Below are 23605 nucleotides of genomic sequence, written 5' to 3' on the forward strand. Positions count from 1 at the left end.
CTTCCTGTGGCAACGCTTTGTGATTTATTTCGTGTGGGCCTAAAAAAAATTCGGGCGGAAATACGCCAAGGCACATTGATAATTTGTTGAGGGGGTACTGTTTTGTCACTTGTACATTGGGCCATATTATCTCCATTTATTATGGCTATACTTATTCCGTTTTTACGCAAGTATTTGCGTGGAATTCATACAGGATGGTTTGTCCTAGTTCTACCTGTATTGTTGTTCACTTATTTCTTTCAATTTATGAAGGATACAATGAATGGAAATACAGTAATACATACTGCAGAATGGATGCCTTCAATTGGTGTGAATTTTATCGCCTATATTGATGGGTTAGGACTCTTGTTTACCTTACTGATTACCGGTATTGGTGCCTTAGTTGTCCTCTATTCTATTTATTACTTGTCTAAGGAAAAGGAATCCTTACATACGTTTTATGTGTATTTATTGTGTTTCATGGGTGCTATGCTCGGGGTGGTTCTTTCAGATAATGTGATTGTTCTCTATACATTTTGGGAACTAACGAGTTTATCTTCGTTCCTACTAATCGGTTATTGGCACAATCGTGAAAAATCAAGATACGGTGCACAAAAATCGATGTTAATTACCGTCTTTGGTGGATTATCCATGCTTGCTGGTTTTGTTTTACTATCTAACATGACCAATACGTTTAGTATTCGAGAAATGATAGCTCAGGTTGATATGCTACCAACAAATTCTCTGTTCATTCCAGCAATGCTATTAATTTTATTGGGTGCGTTTACTAAATCTGCTCAATTTCCATTCCATATTTGGTTGCCAGATGCGATGGAAGCACCAACTCCTGTCAGTGCTTATCTGCATTCTGCAACGATGGTAAAAGCAGGTATCTATCTTGTTGCGCGTTTAAGTCCTATTTTTGCAGGTTCTAGCGAATGGTTTTGGATTATTTCGATTTTCGGAATTGTTACCTTGTTCTGGGGATCTTTTAGCGCCGTTAAACAAACTGACTTAAAAGGGATACTAGCTTTTTCGACAGTAAGTCAGCTTGGGATGATTATGTCCATGCTTGGCATAGGCTCAGCAGCACTACATTACGGTGATGCGGAGAGTAACATATACCTAGCTGCAACGGTCGCTGCTATTTTTCACTTAATTAACCATGCTACATTTAAAGGAAGCTTGTTCATGATTGTTGGTATTGTTGATCATGAAACGGGGACCCGTGATATTCGAAAACTAGGTGGATTAATGACCGTTATGCCTATTTCATTCACGTTATCTGTCATCGGAGCCTTTTCTATGGCCGGACTACCTCCGTTTAACGGGTTTCTTAGTAAAGAGGCGTTTTTTACGGCGATGGTTAATGCAACAACACTAGATATTTTTAATATGGAAACCTTTGGAATCCTATTCCCAATCCTCGCTTGGATTGCTAGTGTATTTACTTTTATCTATAGCATGATTCTTGTTTTTAAGACTTTTACTGGAAAACAGCAATTTGAAAAGCTTGACAAAAAGCCTCATGAAGCACCAATTGGGATGTTGATTTCACCAATTATCTTAGCTTCATTAGTTATTATTTTTGGATTCTTTTCAAATATATTAGCTCCAACTGTGATTGAGCCAGCAGTGGCTTCTATCCTTCCAAGCTTATTAGGAGAGGGTATGAACTTTCATGTTCACTTTGAATATTTCCACGGATGGAACGCTCCACTATTCATGTCAATCGGTGTAGTCGTTCTTGGTACAATTATGTTCCTGTTGCTTACAAAATGGACAGGTATTTATAACCTATTTTCAAAGCGTTTGACGCTAAATAACTTGTATGACCATGGTCTTATATCGATGGAAAGATCAGCTTCATGGTTAAACCGTTTTTATATGACAGGTGTTATCCGTGACTATCTGGTTATCATATTTGCCTTCTTTATTTTGGCATTAGGAAGCTCACTTGTACTTAAAAATGGGTTTGCATTCGATTTAACACATGTGGCACCTGTACGACTTTTTGAAGCAGTACTTGCATTTGTTATGGTACTTGGAATTGCGACGATTCTGTTTGCCAAATCAAGACTAACAGCCATTATCGCACTTGGAGCTGTTGGATACACTGTTTCATTATTCTTTGTGTTATTCCGAGCACCTGACTTAGCATTAACACAGCTTGTTATTGAAACAGTTTCAGTAGCGTTATTCCTTTTATGTTTCTATCACTTACCAAAACTACAGAAAAAAGAAAAACCTTTACGTTTTAGATTTACGAATTTGATTATTTCATTAGGTGTAGGAACAATCGTGACTCTATTAGCTATCTCAGCAAATAGTACTCGACTTATTGATTCCATCTCTCGTTATTTTATTGAAAATAGCTATAATGAGGGTGGCGGCACAAATATGGTTAACGTCATCCTTGTTGACTTCCGTGGCTTTGATACATTGTTTGAAATTACCGTACTTGGTATTGCCGCTTTAGGTATTTTCACAATGATAAAATTACGCTTATCTAGGGGGAAAGAAGGATGAAAACGAACGATTTAATTTTACAAACGGCAACAAAGATTACTGTTTTCATCATTCTTGCCTACTCCCTCAATCTCTTTTTTGCAGGTCATAATACTCCAGGTGGAGGGTTTATCGGTGGTCTGATTACGGCTGCCGCAATTGTCCTCCTCCTTCTAGCTTTTGATATGAAAACAGTTAATAAAGTACTGCCTTTTGACTTTAAAAAGGTAGCTGCACTCGGCTTACTAATCGCAGTATTAACAGGTATGGGTTCATTCTTATTTAATGTCCCATTCTTATCGCATACCTTCGGTTACTTTAACTTACCTATTTTTGGTAAAACCGAGTTGGCAACTGCAGTATTATTTGATACCGGCGTGTATTTAGTTGTTGTTGGAGTAACCATGACCATTATTCAAACAATCGGGGAGGATGATGATTAATGGAAATTCTAATGTCTGTTTTAATCGGTATTTTATTTACTGCAGCAACCTATTTGATACTTTCAAAAAGCCTCATTAGGGTAATTGTGGGAACAGGCTTACTTAGCCATGGAGCTCATTTGCTAATACTCACAATGGGTGGACTAAAGCATGGAGCTGCACCGATAATCGTAGAAGGAACAAAGAACTATGTTGATCCACTTCCACAGGCTCTTATTCTAACAGCGATTGTTATTAGCTTCGGGGTAACTTCCTTTATCCTTGTGCTTGCCTACAGAGCGTATCAAGAACTAGGGACAGACAACATGGATAATTTGAGGGGAAATGATAGTAATGAATAATTTTGTAATCCTTCCAATTCTGATTCCTCTCTTGGCAGGAATCATTCTAATTTTTATAAATAATAATACGAAAGCTTCTAGGGTAGTAAGTTTACTTTCCACTCTTCTCACAGTTATTGTATCATTATCGCTTGTTCATCAAGTATATACTAATGGGATTCAAACGTTGCAGCTTGGTGATTGGAATGCTCCGTTTGGTATTGTGTTAGTAGCTGATATGCTTGCTGTTCTCCTTGTTACAACGGGTAGCATTGTTGTACTAGCCTGTATCATCTATTCGTTTCGTAATATTGGGAAAGAACGTGAATCTTTCTTTTATTATGCTTCCGTACAATTTTTAATGGTTGGGGTATTAGGCGCATTTTTAACAGGTGACTTATTCAACCTATTTGTATTTTTCGAGGTAATGCTTATGTCTTCCTACGTTCTTATCGTGCATGGAGGAACAAAGCCTCAATTACGTGAATCAATAAAATACATATTGGTGAATGTCATTTCATCTGCTCTTTTTGTTATTGCTGTAGCTTATCTATATGCAGTAACTGGTACAGTCAATATGGCAGATTTATCAGCAAAAATTAGTGAACTTGGACAACCTGGCATTGTAACTGTTATCTCCATCTTGTTTTTAATTGTGTTTGGTTTAAAAGGGGCAATATTTCCGTTGTTTTTCTGGTTACCGGGATCCTATAATGCTCCGCCAACACCGATTACAGCACTATTTGGGGCACTACTTACAAAGGTTGGGATATATTCGATAATACGTTCGTTTACAATTATCTTCCATCATGACACAGCCTTTACGCATACGTTAATCGGAATTCTAGCTGGATTTACTATTGTCGTTGGCGTTATTGGGGCAGTTGCATACTGGGATGTCAAACAAATTATTATTTATAATATATTAACTGCAGTTGGAGTCATCTTAGTAGGTGTTGCGACACTGACCCCAACATCCTTAACTGGGTCGATATACTATTTAATTCATGACATGATTGTGAAAGCAGCTCTCTTCTTATTAGTCGGAGCAATGATTGTAATAACTGGTACAAGCAATCTGAAGAAAATGGGTGGTCTCATCAACCACCATCCGTACTTAGGCTGGATGTTTTTTATTGCAACAATCTCACTTGCAGGCATTCCACCATTTAGTGGATTCATCGGAAAACTTCTCATTGTTAAGGGAAGTCTAGAAGCAGAGCATTACGCACTTGTCGCAGCAATTTTAATTTCAAGTCTTCTCGTTCTTTATTCGGTAATGAAGATATTCATGAACGGATTTTGGGGAGAAGCAAAGCTTAGGAAAGAAGAAGAAAAAGGATCGACAAAAGGACTTCTGTTTCCAATTACTCTTCTACTTTCACTCTCAATTGCACTTGGATTTGGTGCTGAATGGTTCTATCCGTATATCTCTCAAGCAGCTCAGGATTTAACGGATCCATCAATCTATATCCAAGCTGTATTAAAGGAGTAGATATTATGGCGTTACAATTAGTGTTAAATCTATTTATTGCAGTGACATGGATGTTTATCTCGAATGCATATGATTTTGGAGCATTTTTTGGCGGATATTTGATTGGACTATTTCTTATTTTTATTTTGCGACGATACTTCCCACAACGTTTTTACCTTAACAACGTATGGGCGGTCATCAAACTAATACTGATTTTTTTCAGGGAATTAATTCTATCAAATTATGCTATTATGAAGGTTGTTGTGAAACCAAGACTTGATATTAAACCTGGTATTTTTGCCTTACCAACGGAATTAGAAAAAGATTGGGAAATCATGGTGCTAGCTAATCTTATTACACTTACACCTGGTACCTTAGTAGTTGATATTTCAGACGATAGAAAATTACTGTATATACACGCTATGGATCTCCCGGATGCAGATGAGGCGATTGATTCCATTAAAAATACGTTTGAAAAAGCAATTATGGAGGTGAGCCGATAATGTTCGAAATACTACTTAATATTGCATTAGTTTGTTTATCGGTTTCGACAATTGCTTTTTTATACCGTGTAATTAAGGGACCTTCTATTCCTGACAAGGTTATAGCGCTTGATGCGATTGGAGTTAATCTAGTTGGAATAACTGCCATTATTTCAATTATCCTTCGGTCTAATTCGTTCCTTGAGGTCATCTTATTGATTGCCATTGTAGCATTTGTTGGTACGGTAGCCTTTTCGAAGTTCCTTGAGAAAGGGGTCGTAATTGAAAATGATCGAGACGCTTGAAATTCTTTTTGGGATTATTATCTTGTTCGGAGCACTTCTTAGTATCCTGAGCGCGATAGGTATCCTTCGCTTACCAGATGTTTATACGAGGAACCACGCCGTTTCAAAAAGCGCAACATTAGGAGTACTCGCTATACTCTTCGGAACATTTTTATATTTCTGGGTGATTGAGGGCTATATGAATGCGAGGGTACTTCTAGGGTTTGTTTTTCTATTTTTAACATCTCCTGTAGCTGGACATTTAATCGCTCGTGCGGCATATAATTCGAACGTTCCACTTTGGGAGAAAAGTGTTCAAGACGATTTAAAACATAAAGAACAACATGTAAAAGAGAATACTGGTCAGTAAAGAAGTAGCGAGGACTTTGTAGTCCTCGCTCTTTTAAATATAGCCTTGTATTTCGTACACACATTCTCGAAAATTGTGCCTTGTTCTCCTGTTATGTGCCAAATCCCTTTCTTTAAAAAAAGCAAGACTTCAAAGTCTCGCTCTCCTTGTTACTTTTTCAATTTTAGAACTGCCATTGTACAACGTGAGACACAAATAAGTTTCTCTTCTTCATCTACGATTTTTATATCCCATACCATCGTTGTTTTTCCTTTATGGAGTGGCGTGCCGATCGCTTTTACTACTCCGGATTTTTTCGAACGAATATGATTTGCATTGATTTCCAGACCTGCACAGCCCTCTGTATCCTGATCAACAAGATTATATGTCCCAATACTTGCTACTGTTTCAGCTAATGCAACAGAGGCACCACCATGTAATATACCAAAAGGTTGTCGTGTTCTTTCATCCACTGGCATAGTTGCAATAACCCGGTCTGGAGTCACTTCTTCAATTTTAATCCCCAATGTCGCTATCAATGTGTTTTCTACCATTCTTCTTCCCTACCCTCTTAAGCTACTCTTTAACACTGGATATCGGGAGTGAGAGGAGCTTGTCATCACCCTCTTTTGGATCCCCACGTCCATCTCGGTTATTTGTGATGGTGTAAAGGAATCCATCTTCAATATACACATCTCTCATCCGACTTTTTATATCAAGCACAACCTCAATATCTCCTGTTTGTAAATCATAGCTTCTTATTTTTGAATCCCGTAGTGTTGCTATATAAAGCTTTCCATTTGCATATTGAATTCCAGACGGTGCCCATGTATAGTCACCGGTATGATAGAGTGGTGTTTCCATATTTGAATCCTGCTCATCTCCTTCTATTACCGGCCACCCATAATTCATTCCAGGTTGTATGACATTGATTTCATCATGAGCACTTTGGCCATGCTCTGTACTATATAATTTGCCAGTTTCATCCCAAGCAAGGCCCTGCGGATTTCGGTGCCCATAAGAATAAACATACGAATCCGGAAAAGGATTTCCATCAGGTATGGAACCATCTAAGTCCATTCGAAGAATTTTCCCAGCTAAGCTCGTTAGGTCTTGAGCATTGTTTGGCTCCCCAGCATCCCCTGCTGTTACATAAAGTTTTTGGTCAGGACCGATTTTTATTCGACCACCATTATGAATTCTGCCCCCAGGGATTTTATCGAGTAAGACCCTCTTTTCTTCCCAAATGGTTCCATCTTTTTCAACAGTAATAACCCTGTTAAAGATTTGTCCATCCTCTCTATATGTATGATACATGAATGCCTGCATTGTTGTATCAAAATCAGGTGCTAGTGTAAAACCTAAAAGGCCACCCTCACCTTCATGCAAAATTTCTTTTGTTAGCTTTAGCTGCTGTGTTGTAACATTTTCATTTACTTGTGATAACCTACCCACTCGTTCTGTAAGAAAGAAAGTTTCATCCACCTTGGCAATGGTCCAAGGAATTTGAAGATTGGTTGCAAAGATAGTGGGAGATGAAACAACCTCCTTGCTCGGTTCTTCCTTTGCCTTTTGTTCCTGTTCTTGCTGTGTACATCCTACAAGTACAAATAAGAAGAGGCTTACAAAGATTTTTTTCATTACATACATCCTCTCAATGTGAAAGCCTTCGTAGCTTACGTGCCTTTTTTATCTTAACCATGATATAAAGAACGCATGCTCCAACTGCAATCCCGATAACAATGTCGTAGTATTTGAGAAATGCACTTATGAATTCCTCACCCGCAAAATACCCAACTGAAAAAATCATCGAAACCCAAAGAAAAATAGCACTATAAAGGATTGTAGCAAATTTAATAAAAGGGAACTTGCTAAAGCCAAATAGAAAGGGAAATAACACGCGAAATCCCGGCACAAAATAGCAAAAAGCCAGAGCAAACGTGTTATATTTTTCAATGAGTAACAAGGACTTCTCCACTTTGCTTCTCGTATTACTTTGCTTACTTAATAAGAAAAACATTGCTTTTCCAGCAAATCGTCCAAAGAGGTAACTTGTTGTAACAGCTGTCAGAATACCTAAATATGTGACAATCAAAATTTTCCATGGTACAAAAACATCTTCTGAAGCAAAAAATCCAATTGTTGAAACAATGACCTCATTTGGGATAGGGATTACAAACGCCCCTACCCACAGCCACAAATACAGTCCAATATATCCATGATCTTGAATAACACTGACAACTTCGTTTATATCCAATGACATCCCTGCCTTCATAGGGTAGGTATTAGATCCAATGCACCTTGGCTTGCTTGCCTGCCTATTTAGAGGTACTCACGAGGTAGGGCAAATACGTTGCCACAGGTCGTGGCGTTCTTAGTCTTTGATCTTACACTCGAGAATCCCCTTGAAAAACTTGGCATCCGCCTGAGCTTATCTTCATTCTACTGAGTTTGAACCACTTATTTAATTTGATACTCTACTTGCATTCATATCACCATTTTTATAGTGAAGGACTTCTTCTGAACAAAGTTATAGATACCAATCTTATTCTATTATAAGATTAAATGGATAATAATAGTAACTAATTTTTACTACTGAATTTGCTTTTTAAGGGAGAAGGAAAATGGGGAAACCAATTGTAATTATTACAGGTGCATCGAGTGGAATTGGACTTTTAACAGCGATTGAATTTTTTAAAAATGATTATCAAGTTATCGCCACTATGAGAGATATCAGTAAAAAGGAAAATCTTCAACACGAATTGGCACGCTCTGGTATCCATGAGGATATTCATTTTTGTCAATTGGATGTGACAGATTCTGATTCATTACTTACATTTAATGAAACTGTTCAAAAGCTTGGCAGAGTTGACATTCTAATAAATAATGCTGGATTTGCTGGAGCAGGGTTTGCAGAGGAAATTTCACTACGTGAATATAAGGCCCAATTTGATACTAATTTTTTTGGACTAATAGAGGTTACAAAGCTCGTTCTTCCGTTTATGAGGAAGCAGGGTAGTGGGAAAATCATTAATATTAGCAGTATCAGCGGTCAAATAGGGTTCCCGGGTCTTTCCCCTTATGTTGCATCAAAATACGCTCTAGAGGGCTGGAGCGAGTGTTTACAGCTCGAAGTCCGGCCATTTGGAATAGATGTCGCTCTTATTGAACCGGGATCTTTTAAGACGAATATTTGGAGCCGTGGAAAGGTAATAGCAGAAAAGTCAATGCTACCTACCTCTCCCTACCATAACATGTTGAAAAAAATTGAAGCTAGACTTGAAAACGGTCAGTCTTCATATGGTGACCCATTAGAAGTAGCAAAACTCATTACTCACCTTGCAGCACGGCCTAAAATGAAAAAACTCCGCTTTCCAATTGGGAAAGGCGTAAAAGGGTCAATTTTTCTTAAAAGGACACTTCCATGGGGAATATGGGAACGCATTGTATTGAAAATGTTACGTAATAGGCAGTAGTATAGACAAACTCCTATGGTCCTCTAAGTACCATCAAGATGCACCTTATCAATTTATTAACATATATTGTAAGGGAATTTTGATAAGGGAGGACTACCGTTGTACTACTATCAACCATTTATTTACGGGCATCAAGGACCCCCAAGAACTGTTTTATACCCAGGTTACTATTCAAACATTACAGGACACTCCATATTTCCTGAACAAAGGTCGTATTATCCTTACCAAGATCATCGAAAATTACCTGGTGTTGACCCAACATTATTTAATGAATCAGCCATACAAATGCGAAGTCTTATGAGAGATGCAAGCTTAGTACTTGCTAAATTAGCTGATTCAAAACCATTTGCGCAGCAGGTGATGGCTGCTGCACAGGAATCCAACGATCAAGAAGTAGAACGATTACTAAAGTCAACAGGAATAAAAGCACATGTCGACACATCCTTTAATCCGGATGGCATAAACCTAAAATTAACTTCCATGATTGGTAATGAGGAATGCTGTCACTTACTTATCACCTTGAGATGGCGTTAATGAATAAGGAACAATATCTTGAACGAAGGTAAAAAATGGCCTATCGTTCTTTTTTTATCCAGGAATGAATAGTGTACAAGTTAGGAAATGATAAGTACACGAGGAGGTATAAACAGTGGAAGATAGAGATACAGACAGACAAAAAGTCAATCAAAGCAAAGAAGAACAACTTGTGAACCAACTAGATCCCGAGTTAGATCTTCGAAATATAAATTTTGCTACTGGTGAAAATGAATATCTAAATAAACGATATGACGATTTTACAATCGAACAATAAATGCAAGTCACGGAGGTAGTTATGGCAAAAAAAGAGCAATTAAATGAAGAAGCAGCTATGAATAACAACTTACCTTCATCTATATATGCAAAAAATAGAACAACAAAACCAACTAAACAAGTGAGACAAAACGGGGCTAAGTAAGCAATGCCCCTTTTATGATTTTGAGTTGGATAACTCATTAAATCTTGTAATTGCTTCAGATTTATCAAAAGAAGAATACCATCGAAAATTCGCATTATCTAAAATTCGATAATGCTGGCTAATTACATTTTGTTGAAGACGAAATTCCCCAGAATGCTGAAGTTCCTTCCACCAAACTTTACCACCCATTGTACGTTCCTTTGCACGGTCAATTCCGTTATGTCCAACAATCTCAAGGACATCGATTGGATCTTCCCCTAAAGCTGCTTGAATTGTCTCACTATCCCGAAATAACGCACAGACTGCAACAACACAAGTCCAGCCTGCTTGAATTCTTCCTTTTTCAATTTGAACAAGAGTCTTTTTTGAAATTCCCAAAATCTCAGCCATCTTATCTTGCGTGTAACCCTTTTCGGTTCGAACTAATTTCATCTTTTCAGAAAGTAATTGTGTTATATATTCCTTGTCCATATCTACCACCTATTTTCTAATTCAAGTTTCATAAGAGAAGCCTAAGGCTCGCAGCCATAGGCGACAGCTGACAGAAGCTGCATTTACCTTCCAAGGCGACTGGCATAGACCAGAACGGGATGGCGCCTAGTGCTAGGCATTAATACCTACATAAATCCTTATCCTATAAAAAATAACCCTAGTGTAATTTTACACCAGGGTAACGCAATTCGCAATTTTGGCTGTCCTTAATAAATTAACTTTAAACCACTAATGAAAATGATCACACCAATTACCGTTTGTAATGGTTTCATCGGTACTTTTGCTGAGAGTGAGCTTCCGATGATAACACCAGGAATTGACCCACATAGTAAATTCGCAACCAATAAAAAGTCTACATTTCCAAACCCGACATGAAAAAAACTACTTACCGTAACCAAAATAAACGCGTGTGCAATATCTGTTCCCACTAATTCAGAAGCACGCAATCTATAGAACAGTAGCATCGCAAGAGCAAACAATGACCCAGATCCCACTGATGTTAACCCCACGATAAATCCTAAAATTGCTCCTAGTAATATGGTCGCCTTTGCTTTATCTTCAATTGGCTTTAAACTGTAAGAACTACTTGAAAAACGAGAGCTAAATAAGGTCTTTATAACAGTTGCGATTGCTACCATCATTAACACATATCCGAGGGCATGCTTCACAATTTCTTCTTGAAAAAATTTGTCTCCCCCTAGGAAGTGTAAAGACGTTACCGCTATGATTGCACTAGGAATACTGCCGATTGCTAAATATTTTACTAGTTTAAAATTTATCGTTTTCTGCCGAAAATGCTGTACAGATCCAAAAAATTTCGTGATTGAGTTATAGACGAAGTCTGTTCCAACTGCAACTAAGGGATTAATACCAATTAATATTAAAAATGGGGTCAATAAAGCCGCTCCACCAACACCAGTTAACCCGACTAAAAATCCGACAAAAAGGCCCATTAATACAATTCCTATACTCATTTCCGACCGCTCCCAACATTCTCGGATATGGGCATTATATTTTTAGGTCAACCCTTTTGACACATTTTTCTTTAATAGGACAGCTCATTTATTTTTCAGCAATAATAAATGGTGGAATCAATTTATCTTATTGATACTATAAGTGCAGGTACTTGTATGCTCTTTTAAACGTAAGAAATTGAAAAAGAAAATCGTCTACAAATATTTTATCAACGTTCTCAAAATCATATGACTCAAAAAATGCTTCAAGCACGTCACAATCTTCAAAATCCATTGTTCCTGCTATCCACAATGGGTATTGTAGTTTTTGATAAAGATGATGAAGTCCGTACGTTTCAAATAATTCTTCTACCTGTAACGGTGTCATTGTATCAACCTCCTTTAAAAAAGTATGGTTGATACAATTCATTTTTAAACCTCGCCTCTTGTAAACTATATATTTTTTTATGTTGACATATATTTTGTATTCATTTACTATTTTGTTAACTAATAATTTTTGGAGGTTAACATAAAATGAAAACTGTAGCTAAACCTAGGATTCGAGCTTTAGATATTACATATATAGGAATGTTTGCAGCATTAATGGCAATCGGGGCGAACATCACATCTTTTGCACCGTTTCTACAGGTAGCAGGTGTTCCCTTAACCATGCAGACCTTCTTTGCAGTTCTAGCAGGTCTTTTGCTTGGTAGTCGTTTAGGTGCTATTTCAATGATTGTCTATATGCTAATCGGGATAGCAGGTGCACCCGTTTTTTCAGGATTTGAGGCTGGTTTTGGTGTAATTTTAAGAAGTACAGGTGGATTTATTTTATCGTTTATCGCAGTTGCATTCTTTGCAGGAAAAGTTGTAGAGAAATCAAAAGCGGTACCAACCTTAAAAACCTTCATGATTGCTGCATTTATTGGCCTTTTCATGAATTATTTTATCGGCACAAATTATATGTATCTGGCTCTAAACTTCTGGCTTGAGGTCGATATGAGTTATGGAGCTGCTTGGGCAGTAATGGCATGGTTTATTGTGAAGGATATCGCGTTTACAATATTCGCAGCCCTTCTTTCACCAAGAATTTATCGTGCTGTTACACGTAAATCAGTTGCAGGCTTAAAGGAAGAATCAATAAAAGCTTCTTAATACAAATACCCCGCGAAAAAAATCGCGGGTATTTTTTATAATACAATGGCTGCAATCCAACCAAAAATAATAAGAGGAATATTATAGTGTAAAAATGTTGGTACACAAGTATCCCATATATGATTGTGCTGTCCATCTGCGTTAAGTCCAGAGGTTGGGCCAAGTGTACTATCTGATGCAGGTGAACCAGCATCACCTAGTGCTGCTGCTGTTCCAACAAGAGCTATAGTAGCCATAGGACTAAATCCTAATTCCAAACATAATGGAACAAAAATAGTGGCTATTATTGGAATTGTCGAAAACGACGAACCAATTCCCAATGTGATAAGGAGACCGACTATCAACATTACTAATGCAGCAAGTGATTGATTTCCACCAATAAGTGTTACAGATTGCTCCACTAGACGTTCTACATCCCCTGTTTCTCGAATGACACTTGCAAAACCTGCTGCAGAGATCATGACAAAACCAATAAATGACATCATCTGCATACCGCCAGTAAGTATTTCATCTGCTTTATTTAGCTTCATGGATCCACTCACATAAATAATTGCAATACCTGCTAATGCTCCAAATATCATCCCATCGACTTCGTGAACCTGTGAAAGATATAATTGCACAGCTAAGGTTACGAATACAGCTAGAAGAGCAAAAGTGATACTTTTTTTCGTATATACAGTTTCTGAATTAATTTCATCAGAGGTAGTGATTGTTTGGTATTGTTTAGGCTTTCGGTACGAGAAGAATGCACCTACTACAAGCCCCACAACCATTCCCCCAACAGGGATTAACATTGCTACAGGGATATCCTTCTTCGACACGTCTAAACCACTGTCGCTCATGTTTGTTTGCAGAATACCTTGGAATATCTCACCGAATCCTACAGGAAGTAAGATATAAGGCGCTGTTAATCCAAACGTAATAACAACAGCGATTACTCGACGATCTATTTCAAGTTCATTAAAAACCTTTAATAAAGGTGGTATTAAAATAGGTATAAATGCAATATGAACAGGAATCACATTTTGAGAAAAAATGGAGATTACTAATATAATAAAAATGATTAACACTTTTGAATATGCTTTCCGTTTACTATCACCTTGTTTTCCAACAATCTTTAATGCAAGATCAACCATTGCCTCTGGAAGGCCAGTTTTCGCAATGGCAACTGCAAAACCACCGAGTAACGCATAGCTTAAAGCTACTGTGGCGTTACCACCTAACCCTTCTGTGAAGGTAGAAATCGTAGTTTGAACGTCGAGTCCACCTGAGATTCCCCCGACAAATGCCCCAATGACAAGGGCAATTACAACATTTATTCGAAATAAACTTAAAATAAGCATGACAAGAACTGCTAACACAACTGCATTCATGATGAAAACTCCTAACTTTTGCTATTTATGCTTTTACTTTAGTATGGTAAATTGGTAGAGAATTAAAATACTAGATTACAATATCATAGGTCCTACTAGTGAGTCAATGGAATATTTTAGTTAACTAAAGTCCTCTCAGAAAAAAAGCCTACCCCATTAGGTAGACTTCTTTACTTTATTCTTCTATTGTTTCACCAAATCTTTCTACGAGCGTTGCTAGCGTACGAACCATTACTCCAGTTCCACCTGCTGGTCCAAGATTATGAGCTGATGTCGTAGTAGCTGTCCCTGCTATATCAAGATGAACCCATGGTGTTTCCTCAGCAAACTCACCAATAAATGTTCCTGCAAATATCGCATGACCATCACGTCCTGGAGAGTTGTTCAGGTCTGCAACCTGGCTTTTACGGACACGCTTTTTATGATTTTCCGTAATCGGCAGACGCCAAATCGGTTCACCCGCTTCGACGGATGCTTCTAATACCTGTTCAAAAAGTGCTTCATTGTTTGTCATAGCACCTGTAATATCATTTCCTAATGCAACGATGACCCCACCTGTTAATGTTGCAACATCCACTAAATAGGAAGCACCATGATGTTTCGCATAAGAAACACCATCCGCTAACGCAAGACGTCCTTCTGCATCGGTGTTTAGTATTTCGATTGTTTTACCGTTCATAGACGTTACTACATCATCAGGTTTAAATGCATCACCACTGATCATATTGTCAGTTGATGGAATAACGGCCACCACATTTTTATCAGGTCGCAGCTCACCAATTACTTCCATTGCACCTAATACAGCAGCAGCCCCTCCCATATCAGATTTCATGCCAACAATGCCATCCTTTGGCTTAATGGAATAGCCACCGGTATCAAACGTAATTCCTTTTCCAACTAGACCAATGACGTCCTTCCACTCATCTTTTCCTTGATATTTTAAAACAATCATTTTCGGTGGCTCTGCTGATCCTTTGTTGACCGCTAATAGAGCACCCATCCCTAGCTTTTCCATATCTTCTTTTTCTAAGATTTCAACTTCAAATTCATATTTTTTTGCTAGTTCAACTGCATAGTTTGCTAAGTCAGTCGCTGTTAGCATATTACCTGGAAGATTCACAAGGGTACGTGCTGAATTGGTACCTTTTCCATACGCATACCCAACTTCGAGGCTTGCTTCTACTTCCTCCGTGTTATTCTCAGTATATACGACAGCGCCTTCAATTTTCTTTTCAGGTTCATTAGACTTTTGCTTATAATCCGCAAATTTATAAGTAGAGAGTGCTAAGGCTTCTCCGAATGCATGGGCAACATCATATACATCGACCCCATCCGTTACAAAGGAGTCTAGTCCAATCGAAAAGCTTTCTACCTTTGCATCGGCTATGGATTTAATAGCCTTACCTAATGCTTCACGTAGCGACTCGAAGCTTAGCTTATCTTCCCTGCCAAGTCCCACAAAATAAAGACGCTTTACAGGGATTTTACCTAATGTATGTACCTTCGAAACTTTATTTTCCTTAGTGGATATGTCTCCTTCTTTTAACAGTTCAGTAATTTGACCGTTTAATATGGTATCCAACTCGTTAGTAAGTCCAGTTGTTTTTTGATTTTTTGCGAACAAACCAATGAGTAAAGCTTCTTGTGTTTCGTTAACAATTGCATTGTTTTTTACTATAAACATGATACACCTCCAACTTATTATCATTTTTATTATATACTTCGGGACTCTAAAATTCACGCTTCAACTTCATTCGTTTTGCAGCCTCCAACAAATTCTTTTATAATGGTAGTACCTCTTACATGAAGAAATAGCTACAATACTAGAGAATTCAACGTAATACTACGAAAAGGATAACATTCATTCATATTAAAAGAGAAAAATTGAGAGGAAGAAGCCTACATGGAATTTTTTACGAATTTCCCCCTTTGGGCGGCACTGGCGGCAATTGGTTTTGCGCAATTTGTTAAGGTACCCCTACATTTTATTGTATCGAGAAAAATTGACTGGTCTTTACTGACGAGCACAGGTGGAATGCCAAGTTCTCACTCAGCTGCTGTAACAGCTTTAACTACGGGAATCGGTCTTGAACAAGGTGTAGGTTCTCCTTTTTTTCGCCATTGCCACAGTCTTTGCTGTGATTGTAATGTTCGATGCATCTGGTGTTCGCAGACATGCTGGGGAACAAGCTACCGTATTAAATAGACTTGTTTCAGACTTTCAGAAATTCGCTGAGGACGCAAAGTTGTGGCCAAAGCTTAATGAGGATCAAAAAAGAAGTGAATTAAAGGAATTACTAGGGCATAAACCGATTGAAGTATTTTTTGGTGGACTAACTGGTATCTTATTAACGTTAGTACTCTATATTCTATAACGTGCTTTGATTGATATAGAACAATTTAAAAAATTGATAACCAAAATGGGCAAATGATAGGAACTCCTATAATTTGCCCGTTTTTCTATTATAAATGGAATTAGCTCTTTTCTCCTAAAATTTGTTGACGGAATACCTGCATGGATTTATCTTCATTCATAGCCGCAATTTCTTCTTCTGTTATTTTGCCGTCACCCATTTTGATGACATACACATCCAGGCTCTTTTTGCCCCATTTTTTATAAACATCATCAACTGTCTCATAATATAAATCAATCTTATTTCCTTTAATTGCTCCACCCTTATCTGCCACGACTCCATAGCCATAATCAGGGATAAAAAGGATGGTTCCGATTGGGAATACATCCAAATCTGCAGCAATTGTGGAGTACAAATCACGTTTTACTTTTACACCGGAATATGTGATTCCATAAGAAGGGTGACTCGCATCCTTGCCCGTTGATTCTACTCCTGCAGTATATCCGGTAGCTATAACTGTTTTGGTAGGATATTTTGAAAAGTCAATTGCTTCTTCTATCGGTAAAGTACTCTCAAGACTCGCATTTGATGCTGTGGTCGATTTTTCTACTCTTACAAAGTTTAGAATCTTTGAAATAATTCCCAGATTATTAGTCGTCCCTACTGATTGTGTTTGCTGAGTTACATGATTCTCATACCAATTAGCAATATCCTTTGCTTGGATACCTGAAAATGCTTGGAACGTCGTAATGAGTGCAATAGCAAATAAGATAGTCATTGCACCTCTTCTTAAAATGGTTCTTAATTGAAACACATTTTTCCACTCCTTCACGAATCTATTTCTTTCCAATTCGGAATGAAAATATTCGCAAAAGGAGAGGAAAGGGACTTTCGCCCTAAAATTCTCAAAAAAAATAAACGTAAGAATTTATTAAATACTAAATCCTTACGTTTGCATTTGTTTCATATTCTAGTGGACTAATAGAACGTTATTAAAACATTCGGTACCCTTTTTTCCTTAAGAGTTTAATTACCACTCCAGATAATATGGCACCAGCTAATCCACTTATTAAAATGGCGATATCAATTGCAGCTAGTGACATGACACTAGCACCTAGAGAAGAAAATGCCGTTCCTGGCGAAGTGAAGTAGTCCGTAAAGGATGCATCTTGAATGATTGCTAAGGCTACTATCGGATATATAATGGCCATAATCCATGACATACGTAAAAGCATGTTTAAAATGAACCCAATTCCAAAGAACAGAACAAAAAATAAAAGCATCGATATTAATAAAATCGGTAAAAAGCTTAGAGACATGGCAGTCACCTCCCGTACAAATCAATCCTAGTTTACTAAAGGGAGGTTGTCCAGTCAATTTATTTTATTTCCTATACGTTTAACAAAAAAAGAAGCTATAAACGGTGAGTGATATGCTCCCCCTTAGGTAGACAGATTAAAAAATATAATCTGTTTTACCTTAGGGGGAGTTTTTTATGTCCAATAAAATCTATTCTAGTCAGTTTAAGTATGAAGTAGTAACAGCTTATAAGAACGAAGATTATACAGTTAAAGAACTCACCGAGAGATATCAAATACCTAAAGTTACTTTATATAAATGGGTAGAGATATTTGATAAAGATGGGGAAAAAGGATTTGAATACTCTAGCACCTGGAAGTCCTATTCTAAAGAGGTGAAATTAGCCGCTGTTCTAGATTACACATCGGGGGAATATTCACAATATGAGATTGTTCGAAAGTATGAAATTTCAAGTAGAAGTGTCCTTCAGAGGTGGATTTCCAAGTATAATAGTCATAGAGAATTAAAGGATACGTCGAAGGGAAGGACGAGCTCTATGACTAAAGGGAGACAAACTACTTGGGTTGAACGAATTGAAATAGTAATGGATTGTATAGGGAACGGGAAGGATTTTAAGAAAACAGCTGAGGCTTATGAAGTATCCTATCAACAGGTATATCAATGGGTTAGGAAGTATGAAAATGGTGGAGATGAAGCGCTTAAGGATAATCGTGGTAGAAAAAAAGAAGAAACTGAGTTAACTCCAGAGGATAAGATCAAGTTACAGATGAGAAAGTTAGAAAGAGAAAATGAACGTTTGCGTGCGGAGAATTTGTTCTTAAAAAAGTTAGAGGAGATCGAAAGGAGGCGAAAATAAGCCAAATCCGATTTGAGGACAAGTACATCGCTATTAAGGAACTTCATGAGAAAGAAAATCTAAGCATCTTGTTACTTTGTGATATCGCTGGTATTACACGGGCAGCTTACTATAAGTGGCTAAAGCGTACTCCTTCTGAACGGGAACTACAGAATGAAGAAATTATTAAAGAGATGAAAGACCTTCATGAAGAGGTAGAAGGCATCTATGGATATCGGAGAATGACGATGACCATTAATAGAAAACTTGGGCAAAACTTCAACCACAAACGTTTTTATAGACTAATGAAAGTCGCTGGTATACAGTCTGTCATCCGGCAAAAGAAGAAACGTTATAAGCACTCTATCCCTCAACATGTTGCAGAAAATGTATTAAACCGCGAGTTCACGGCTGAAAAACCAAATGAAAAATGGGTAACTGATGTCACGGAATTTAAATATGGAACATCAAAGAAGGCCTATTTAAGCGCTATTCGTGATCTATATGATGGATCGATTGTGAGTTATGTATTAGGACATTCAAATAACAATAAACTTGTTTTTAAGACCCTCGATCAAGCTACACAATTGTTGGATGGAGACCATCCACTTATTCATAGCGATCGTGGTTTCCAATACACTTCTAACGGATTCAAAAGCAGAATAGACAAGGCAGAGATGACACAAAGCATGTCCAGAGTTGGAAGATGCATTGATAATGGACCTATGGAATCATTTTGGGGAACGCTTAAATGCGAGAAGTATTATTTGCGTAAGTATGGGACTTTTGAAGAATTATCTAAAGCGATAGACGAGTATATATTTTTCTATAATCATAATAGATATCAAAAACGACTAAACGGCCTCAGCCCTATGGAATATAGAGCTAAAGCCGCTTAGGTCATTTTTTATTATTTCCACTGTCTACTTGACAGGGGGCAGTTCATGAGAGTGTCTCCCACCGTTTATAGCTCAACTATTTTTTCCCACTTCCTGCACAGGAGGAACATGTCTCTGACCCACCAAGAATTAACTGAAAATATCCTTTTCCCGAACAATAAGGGCAATCTTTAATCTCAACTGTTTGATTGTTCATTTGTATCCCTCCATTATTTTAAGAATCTAAATTTTCAGATAATATAACATGTTTTTTTACATTTGAAAAGAAGACAATCCGGTTATTTTGCTTCATGTAAGCGAGTACATACACCTTTTTCTTCTTCTTACTTTTTCTTTCTAATTATTTTGCACTTTTAATAAAAGTTTAACTCAATAAAAAATGGGAATGCAGATGCTGCATCCCCGTTTTTATCAATTAGAAAAATTTCAGTTTTCCTTTTTTAAGAACAAGTGACGGACCGCCCACGATAAGAAGCGCACGATTATCAACTACTTTTTTCATGAATGCTGCTCTAGCACCCCAAATTTTTCTACCAAATACAACACCGATTCCATCATGTTCACCTAGTGAGCAAACGGAACCTTTGTTATCAAAAACAAATTCTGTAAGTTCACCTTGTCCACGTACAAGAACTGCAATATTCTTCGCAACTACCGCACCTTGCTGCATAGCAATTTGTGCAGTTGGTGGGTATGGACGATTGATTTCTTCATTAATTACTAAAGAGCTATCTCCAACAAAGAATACTTCATCATGCCCTGGTGCACGAAGATACTTGTCAACTTTAACCCGTCCACGCATTGCTTCAAAACCAGATGCTTCTACAACGGCATTTCCACGTACGCCCGCTGCCCATACAACTGTTTTAGCCTTGATTTCTTCAGTATGATCGTCCTTACCAACGATGATACCATCTGGTGTACATTCTTTGATTGCAGTGCCAATTTTGAATTCGACACCTTTTCTTTCAAGGTGATTTACTGCATATTCAACTAACTCAGGATCAAAGCCAGGTAAAGCAGATGGTGCTGCTTCAACACAGATAACCTTGACTTTATTTTGATCAACATCATACTCACGGCAAAGCTCAGGAATTCTATTTCCAAGTTCTCCTAAGAATTCAATTCCTGTAAATCCGGCTCCACCCACCACGATTGTTAAGCGAGTATCGTCCTTTTCTTCTTCATTGTTATATGTTGCAAATTGATATTCGATATGTTCACGTAATTGACGGGAAGTATTCACATTTGAAATGGTAAATGCGTATTCTTTTAATCCTTTAATACCAAATGTTTCTGATTCTCCACCTAGTGCAAAAACTAAGTAATCATATTCAACTTGCGTATCGTCTTCAAGGATTACACGTTTTTCTTCACGATTAACTGTTGCAACAGATCCTTTTACAAACTTCACTTTATGTCCGCTTATTACATCTTCAACTTGGTAACGAACTTTATCATGATGTAAAGTACCTGCAGAAGCTTCATGTAACCAAGTCGTTTCATAATGGTAATCATTTTTATTGATTAGTGTTATGTCCGCTTCATTCACACCTAATTGTTTTTGTAAGTTAACAGTTGTGGTTAATCCACCATAACCCGCACCTAATATTACGATCTTTGGCTTTTTCACTGTAATCACGCCCACCTTTTCTTTTCGCATTAGAAAATATAATACTCCTATTTTCCACTGCAACCTCTATTTTTATAGATTAAATTTTGTTTGTGATATCTTTCACGTAAGATACCATAGATGTACATAAATAATTACTAATTTTGTCATAAAATATTGCTATTTACTTCTCCATCTCATAATATGCCTTTTATATAGATATTTCAAGTGTTATAGAATCTTTTGTAATCTTGTAAATATTTAAAAAGAGGCCTTTGTTATAAACTGCTGTAAAATAAAAAAATGGGCTTTAACAGCCCATTTTTTTAGCATTCCTCTGGTGTACCCGAAACTTTTGCTGTGCGGAATGAGGAACCACAGCCACATGATGCAATTGCGTTTGGATTGTCGATGGTAAAGCCACCGCCCATTAAGGATTGCTTAAAATCAATTTTCACACCACGTAGAATAGGTGCATCTTCATTGTTTATGATTATCTTAATTCCATGTTGTTCATCTTGTCGATCAGTTTCACTGATTTCTTGTTCAAATCCCATTCCATATGACAACCCGCTACAACCGCCACCTTTAACAGCTACTCGTAAGAAAGAGCCTTCTTCCCCACTTTGCTTCATCATATCCTTAATTTGGAACGCAGCAGCTTCTGTAATGGTAACTACTTGTTCAGTCATATTCGTGACCTCCTTTTTATAGATTTTATATTTGGATTATTACTATAAGTATAATGTTAATTAGGGTTTGAAACAAATAATCCGATTAGTAGTAAAATTTACCTTCACATATAACTGTCGCTGGACCCTTCATGAGGACATCCCCAAAATCTGTCCATATAATAGAAAGATCGCCCCCAGCTAAGTGAACAATAACTTCTTTCCCTCTAACTGTTTTGTCATTAAGCACAGCAGCAACAACGGCAGCACAAGCACCTGTGCCGCATGCCTGTGTTATCCCTGAACCTCTTTCCCAAACGCGAAAATGAAGCTCCTCATCTGATACAACTTCTACAAATTCGACATTCACTCTATCAGGAAAACGTGAATCTTTTTCAATAATAGGTCCTAACGTTGTGAGTGGAGCTTCATTGATATCGTCCACAAAGAATACTGCATGAGGATTCCCCATCGATACACCAGTAAGGGTAAGAACTTGGTCCTGTATGGCAAAGGGTTCCGCAACAACCTTGTTTTGGTCTTCCCCTACCATTGGAATCTCACTACGTTTTAAACGAGGGTTTCCCATATTAACGGTCACACTAGTAACGACTTCATTAGCAACATGTACCTCGGCATCAACAATTCCCGATAATGTTTCAATTTTAAATGTCTTATCTTCTACTAATTTATGCTCATATGCGTATTTTGCAACACAGCGAAGACCATTTCCGCAGTTCTGTCCTTCTGAACCATCATTATTAAAAATTCTCATTTTCACAGGGGCAACTGTTGAAGGACAAATTAATATCATTCCGTCAGATCCAATCCCTGTATGGACATTGGCTACTTTTATCGCAAGCTCTGACAACATACTTTCTTCAATATGCTCCTCAAAGCAATTTACATATATATAGTTATTTCCAAGCCCGTGCATTTTCGTGAAGGTGAATGTGTTCATTATGTTCCTCCAATATTTTTCTTTCTCCTAGTATAAAATGATATTTTTTTGAACACAATGAATTTATCCCCCGTTTTTTTAGAAACTCTTCATTTTTAATGGAGGGTTTTCTTTTTTTACAAAGAAAAGCGCAATGTCCGCAGTCTTAATCGATAAGCACAAGACAAGCGATCACAGAAGTCGCTTTTTGCCTTCAAAAGCGATGGAATTGTGACGACCTCGAGCCGATGGGGCCTTGAGCAAGACATTGGAAACTACGAAATGAATTTTATATCTTCTTATCCTTTTAAAAAAAGCAGTACAATGACTGCTTTTGCGTACAAATATATATAATATGTTTCTTATTAGAACATTGGGTTTTCTTCTAAATGAGCATATATATTTTCTACAAGCTCTTCTGCTGTTTCACCAGTAACAACATCCCCATTTACAAGAGCATATAATGACTCAAAGCATCTTCCACAATAGCTTAGGCACCCGTATTCAATGATGTCTAAATTCGGATCTTTTTCAAGAATTTCCTTTGCTTTTTGAGAACCGCTTGCCAAATTACTAATACAAAATTCAATGATAGGAAACACTGGTCTTTTCACCTCACTACTACAAACATATCGTACTCTCTTTTTTTTCACACGTCAATTTTTGCTACTTTTATAGGAATTGAGTTGTTATTTTGACACATTTTCGCTATACTTTTAGTGTCTTTGAAA

The 23605-nt window shown here is 37.4% G+C and carries 28 protein-coding genes and 1 pseudogene; 14 read left to right on the plus strand and 15 right to left on the minus strand.

All coding sequences use genetic code 11. The features are described 5' to 3' along the window. The first annotated feature begins 102 nt into the window (after positions 1-102). Genes ACWNMY_RS06380 through mnhG form a run of 7 tightly spaced genes read left to right on the plus strand, consistent with a single transcriptional unit; the run spans position 103 to position 5860 of the window. Positions 103-2508, plus strand: coding sequence for a Na+/H+ antiporter subunit A (locus ACWNMY_RS06380; protein WP_449537405.1), 2406 nt, complete (start codon positions 103-105; stop codon positions 2506-2508). Further along, complete coding sequence (locus ACWNMY_RS06385) at positions 2505-2930, plus strand: Na(+)/H(+) antiporter subunit B (RefSeq protein ID WP_449537406.1); 426 nt, start codon at positions 2505-2507, stop codon at positions 2928-2930. The genes ACWNMY_RS06380 and ACWNMY_RS06385 overlap by 4 nt, the downstream gene beginning before the upstream one ends. After that, entirely contained in the window at positions 2930-3271 is a 342-nt protein-coding gene (locus ACWNMY_RS06390) for a Na(+)/H(+) antiporter subunit C (RefSeq protein ID WP_449537407.1), read from the plus strand. The genes ACWNMY_RS06385 and ACWNMY_RS06390 overlap by 1 nt, the downstream gene beginning before the upstream one ends. Further along, entirely contained in the window at positions 3264-4745 is a 1482-nt protein-coding gene (locus ACWNMY_RS06395) for a Na+/H+ antiporter subunit D (protein WP_449537408.1), read from the plus strand. The genes ACWNMY_RS06390 and ACWNMY_RS06395 overlap by 8 nt, the downstream gene beginning before the upstream one ends. A gap of 5 nt (positions 4746-4750) precedes the next feature. Next, positions 4751-5227, plus strand: coding sequence for a Na+/H+ antiporter subunit E (locus ACWNMY_RS06400; protein ID WP_449537409.1), 477 nt, complete (start codon positions 4751-4753; stop codon positions 5225-5227). Further along, on the plus strand, positions 5227-5511 hold the full coding sequence (locus ACWNMY_RS06405; RefSeq protein ID WP_449537410.1) for a Na(+)/H(+) antiporter subunit F1: 285 nt from the start codon (positions 5227-5229) through the stop codon (positions 5509-5511). The genes ACWNMY_RS06400 and ACWNMY_RS06405 overlap by 1 nt, the downstream gene beginning before the upstream one ends. Further along, a complete protein-coding gene (gene mnhG / locus ACWNMY_RS06410; RefSeq protein WP_449538402.1) occupies positions 5495-5860 on the plus strand; it encodes a monovalent cation/H(+) antiporter subunit G in 366 nt (121 codons plus the stop codon). Before ACWNMY_RS06405 ends, mnhG begins: the two co-directional genes overlap by 17 nt. Before the next feature lie 149 nt (positions 5861-6009). Here mnhG and ACWNMY_RS06415 read toward each other — a convergent pair whose 3' ends face one another. Genes ACWNMY_RS06415 through ACWNMY_RS06425 form a run of 3 tightly spaced genes read right to left on the minus strand, consistent with a single transcriptional unit; the run spans position 6010 to position 8102 of the window. After that, a complete protein-coding gene (locus tag ACWNMY_RS06415; RefSeq protein WP_449537411.1) occupies positions 6010-6393 on the minus strand; it encodes a hotdog fold thioesterase in 384 nt (127 codons plus the stop codon). 22 nt (positions 6394-6415) lie between these two features. Continuing rightward, complete coding sequence (locus ACWNMY_RS06420; RefSeq protein WP_449537412.1) at positions 6416-7480, minus strand: PQQ-dependent sugar dehydrogenase; 1065 nt, start codon at positions 7478-7480, stop codon at positions 6416-6418. Positions 7481-7493: 13 nt separating this feature from the next. Then, entirely contained in the window at positions 7494-8102 is a 609-nt protein-coding gene (locus ACWNMY_RS06425) for a DedA family protein (protein WP_449537413.1), read from the minus strand. A 361-nt stretch (positions 8103-8463) separates the two neighbouring features. On the opposite strand from ACWNMY_RS06425, the gene ACWNMY_RS06430 reads away from it, so the two are divergent. From ACWNMY_RS06430 to ACWNMY_RS06445, 4 genes are all read left to right on the plus strand, one after another. After that, complete coding sequence (locus ACWNMY_RS06430; protein ID WP_449537414.1) at positions 8464-9315, plus strand: SDR family oxidoreductase; 852 nt, start codon at positions 8464-8466, stop codon at positions 9313-9315. Between the two features lie 99 nt (positions 9316-9414). Further along, positions 9415-9849, plus strand: coding sequence for a hypothetical protein (locus ACWNMY_RS06435; RefSeq protein WP_449537415.1), 435 nt, complete (start codon positions 9415-9417; stop codon positions 9847-9849). A gap of 115 nt (positions 9850-9964) precedes the next feature. Continuing rightward, a complete protein-coding gene (locus ACWNMY_RS06440) occupies positions 9965-10126 on the plus strand; it encodes a hypothetical protein (RefSeq protein WP_449537416.1) in 162 nt (53 codons plus the stop codon). A 21-nt stretch (positions 10127-10147) separates the two neighbouring features. Further along, positions 10148-10270, plus strand: a complete 123-nt coding sequence (locus ACWNMY_RS06445; protein ID WP_449537417.1) for a hypothetical protein — start codon at positions 10148-10150, stop codon at positions 10268-10270. Positions 10271-10282: 12 nt separating this feature from the next. Here ACWNMY_RS06445 and ACWNMY_RS06450 read toward each other — a convergent pair whose 3' ends face one another. The 3 genes from ACWNMY_RS06450 to ACWNMY_RS06460 form a co-directional block, all read right to left on the minus strand. Beyond that, positions 10283-10741: a helix-turn-helix domain-containing protein gene (locus ACWNMY_RS06450; RefSeq protein WP_449537418.1), complete on the minus strand. Its 459-nt coding sequence runs from the start codon at positions 10739-10741 to the stop codon at positions 10283-10285. Between the two features lie 227 nt (positions 10742-10968). Continuing rightward, complete coding sequence (locus ACWNMY_RS06455; RefSeq protein WP_449537419.1) at positions 10969-11736, minus strand: sulfite exporter TauE/SafE family protein; 768 nt, start codon at positions 11734-11736, stop codon at positions 10969-10971. A gap of 136 nt (positions 11737-11872) precedes the next feature. Continuing rightward, positions 11873-12103 (minus strand): hypothetical protein, encoded by a 231-nt coding sequence (locus ACWNMY_RS06460; protein ID WP_449537420.1) that lies wholly within the window; start codon positions 12101-12103, stop codon positions 11873-11875. 146 nt (positions 12104-12249) lie between these two features. On the opposite strand from ACWNMY_RS06460, the gene ACWNMY_RS06465 reads away from it, so the two are divergent. Beyond that, entirely contained in the window at positions 12250-12870 is a 621-nt protein-coding gene (locus ACWNMY_RS06465) for a biotin transporter BioY (protein ID WP_449537421.1), read from the plus strand. A gap of 35 nt (positions 12871-12905) precedes the next feature. Here the strand turns inward: ACWNMY_RS06465 and ACWNMY_RS06470 are convergent, their stop codons facing one another. Both ACWNMY_RS06470 and ACWNMY_RS06475 read right to left on the minus strand, forming a co-directional pair. Beyond that, on the minus strand, positions 12906-14243 hold the full coding sequence (locus tag ACWNMY_RS06470) for a Na+/H+ antiporter family protein (RefSeq protein WP_449537422.1): 1338 nt from the start codon (positions 14241-14243) through the stop codon (positions 12906-12908). Positions 14244-14418: 175 nt separating this feature from the next. Further along, a complete protein-coding gene (locus tag ACWNMY_RS06475; RefSeq protein ID WP_449537423.1) occupies positions 14419-15927 on the minus strand; it encodes a leucyl aminopeptidase in 1509 nt (502 codons plus the stop codon). A gap of 219 nt (positions 15928-16146) precedes the next feature. Between ACWNMY_RS06475 and ACWNMY_RS06480 the strand changes: the two are divergent. Beyond that, positions 16147-16618 (plus strand): annotated as a pseudogene (locus ACWNMY_RS06480) (divergent PAP2 family protein). A gap of 100 nt (positions 16619-16718) precedes the next feature. On the opposite strand, the gene ACWNMY_RS06485 reads toward ACWNMY_RS06480, so the two are convergent. Both ACWNMY_RS06485 and ACWNMY_RS06490 read right to left on the minus strand, forming a co-directional pair. After that, positions 16719-17411, minus strand: a complete 693-nt coding sequence (locus ACWNMY_RS06485) for a 3D domain-containing protein (protein ID WP_449537424.1) — start codon at positions 17409-17411, stop codon at positions 16719-16721. Between the two features lie 178 nt (positions 17412-17589). Further along, complete coding sequence (locus ACWNMY_RS06490) at positions 17590-17916, minus strand: YuiB family protein (protein ID WP_449537425.1); 327 nt, start codon at positions 17914-17916, stop codon at positions 17590-17592. Between the two features lie 176 nt (positions 17917-18092). On the opposite strand from ACWNMY_RS06490, the gene ACWNMY_RS06495 reads away from it, so the two are divergent. Continuing rightward, positions 18093-19651 (plus strand): IS3 family transposase gene (locus ACWNMY_RS06495; RefSeq protein WP_449537189.1). Its coding sequence is split into 2 segments (ribosomal slippage): positions 18093-18735 and positions 18735-19651, totalling 1560 coding nucleotides; the frame shifts between segments, so codons are not numbered across the junction. Between the two features lie 76 nt (positions 19652-19727). On the opposite strand, the gene ACWNMY_RS06500 is transcribed toward ACWNMY_RS06495, so the two are convergent. The 5 genes from ACWNMY_RS06500 to ACWNMY_RS06520 form a co-directional block, all read right to left on the minus strand. Further along, positions 19728-19847, minus strand: coding sequence for a YuiA family protein (locus ACWNMY_RS06500; RefSeq protein WP_449537426.1), 120 nt, complete (start codon positions 19845-19847; stop codon positions 19728-19730). Positions 19848-20066: 219 nt separating this feature from the next. Then, positions 20067-21314, minus strand: a complete 1248-nt coding sequence (locus tag ACWNMY_RS06505; protein WP_449537427.1) for an NAD(P)/FAD-dependent oxidoreductase — start codon at positions 21312-21314, stop codon at positions 20067-20069. A 275-nt stretch (positions 21315-21589) separates the two neighbouring features. Continuing rightward, on the minus strand, positions 21590-21955 hold the full coding sequence (locus ACWNMY_RS06510) for a HesB/IscA family protein (protein WP_449537428.1): 366 nt from the start codon (positions 21953-21955) through the stop codon (positions 21590-21592). Between the two features lie 85 nt (positions 21956-22040). Next, positions 22041-22895, minus strand: a complete 855-nt coding sequence (gene dapF / locus ACWNMY_RS06515) for a diaminopimelate epimerase (RefSeq protein ID WP_449537429.1) — start codon at positions 22893-22895, stop codon at positions 22041-22043. A 344-nt stretch (positions 22896-23239) separates the two neighbouring features. Continuing rightward, positions 23240-23476 (minus strand): YuzB family protein, encoded by a 237-nt coding sequence (locus ACWNMY_RS06520; RefSeq protein WP_449537430.1) that lies wholly within the window; start codon positions 23474-23476, stop codon positions 23240-23242. Positions 23477-23605 lie beyond the last annotated feature (129 nt).

It is taken from the genome of Ferdinandcohnia sp. Marseille-Q9671, from assembly GCF_976954385.1.

Bases quoted from the DNA above. Each gene is read 5' to 3' on its own strand.
- ACWNMY_RS06385 (WP_449537406.1), top strand. From the start codon at position 2,505: ATGAAAACGAACGATTTAATTTTACAAACGGCAACAAAGATTACTGTT.
- ACWNMY_RS06390 (WP_449537407.1), top strand. From the start codon at position 2,930: ATGGAAATTCTAATGTCTGTTTTAATCGGTATTTTATTTACTGCAGCA.
- ACWNMY_RS06395 (WP_449537408.1), top strand. From the start codon at position 3,264: ATGAATAATTTTGTAATCCTTCCAATTCTGATTCCTCTCTTGGCAGGA.
- ACWNMY_RS06400 (WP_449537409.1), top strand. From the start codon at position 4,751: ATGGCGTTACAATTAGTGTTAAATCTATTTATTGCAGTGACATGGATG.
- ACWNMY_RS06405 (WP_449537410.1), top strand. From the start codon at position 5,227: ATGTTCGAAATACTACTTAATATTGCATTAGTTTGTTTATCGGTTTCG.
- mnhG (WP_449538402.1), top strand. From the start codon at position 5,495: ATGATCGAGACGCTTGAAATTCTTTTTGGGATTATTATCTTGTTCGGA.
- ACWNMY_RS06415 (WP_449537411.1), bottom strand. From the start codon at position 6,393: ATGGTAGAAAACACATTGATAGCGACATTGGGGATTAAAATTGAAGAA.
- ACWNMY_RS06420 (WP_449537412.1), bottom strand. From the start codon at position 7,480: ATGAAAAAAATCTTTGTAAGCCTCTTCTTATTTGTACTTGTAGGATGT.
- ACWNMY_RS06425 (WP_449537413.1), bottom strand. From the start codon at position 8,102: ATGTCATTGGATATAAACGAAGTTGTCAGTGTTATTCAAGATCATGGA.
- ACWNMY_RS06430 (WP_449537414.1), top strand. From the start codon at position 8,464: ATGGGGAAACCAATTGTAATTATTACAGGTGCATCGAGTGGAATTGGA.
- ACWNMY_RS06445 (WP_449537417.1), top strand. From the start codon at position 10,148: ATGGCAAAAAAAGAGCAATTAAATGAAGAAGCAGCTATGAATAACAAC.
- ACWNMY_RS06450 (WP_449537418.1), bottom strand. From the start codon at position 10,741: ATGGACAAGGAATATATAACACAATTACTTTCTGAAAAGATGAAATTA.
- ACWNMY_RS06455 (WP_449537419.1), bottom strand. From the start codon at position 11,736: ATGAGTATAGGAATTGTATTAATGGGCCTTTTTGTCGGATTTTTAGTC.
- ACWNMY_RS06460 (WP_449537420.1), bottom strand. From the start codon at position 12,103: ATGACACCGTTACAGGTAGAAGAATTATTTGAAACGTACGGACTTCAT.
- ACWNMY_RS06465 (WP_449537421.1), top strand. From the start codon at position 12,250: ATGAAAACTGTAGCTAAACCTAGGATTCGAGCTTTAGATATTACATAT.
- ACWNMY_RS06470 (WP_449537422.1), bottom strand. From the start codon at position 14,243: ATGAATGCAGTTGTGTTAGCAGTTCTTGTCATGCTTATTTTAAGTTTA.
- ACWNMY_RS06475 (WP_449537423.1), bottom strand. From the start codon at position 15,927: ATGTTTATAGTAAAAAACAATGCAATTGTTAACGAAACACAAGAAGCT.
- ACWNMY_RS06490 (WP_449537425.1), bottom strand. From the start codon at position 17,916: ATGTCTCTAAGCTTTTTACCGATTTTATTAATATCGATGCTTTTATTT.
- ACWNMY_RS06500 (WP_449537426.1), bottom strand. From the start codon at position 19,847: ATGAACAATCAAACAGTTGAGATTAAAGATTGCCCTTATTGTTCGGGA.
- ACWNMY_RS06505 (WP_449537427.1), bottom strand. From the start codon at position 21,314: ATGCGAAAAGAAAAGGTGGGCGTGATTACAGTGAAAAAGCCAAAGATC.
- ACWNMY_RS06510 (WP_449537428.1), bottom strand. From the start codon at position 21,955: ATGACTGAACAAGTAGTTACCATTACAGAAGCTGCTGCGTTCCAAATT.
- dapF (WP_449537429.1), bottom strand. From the start codon at position 22,895: ATGAACACATTCACCTTCACGAAAATGCACGGGCTTGGAAATAACTAT.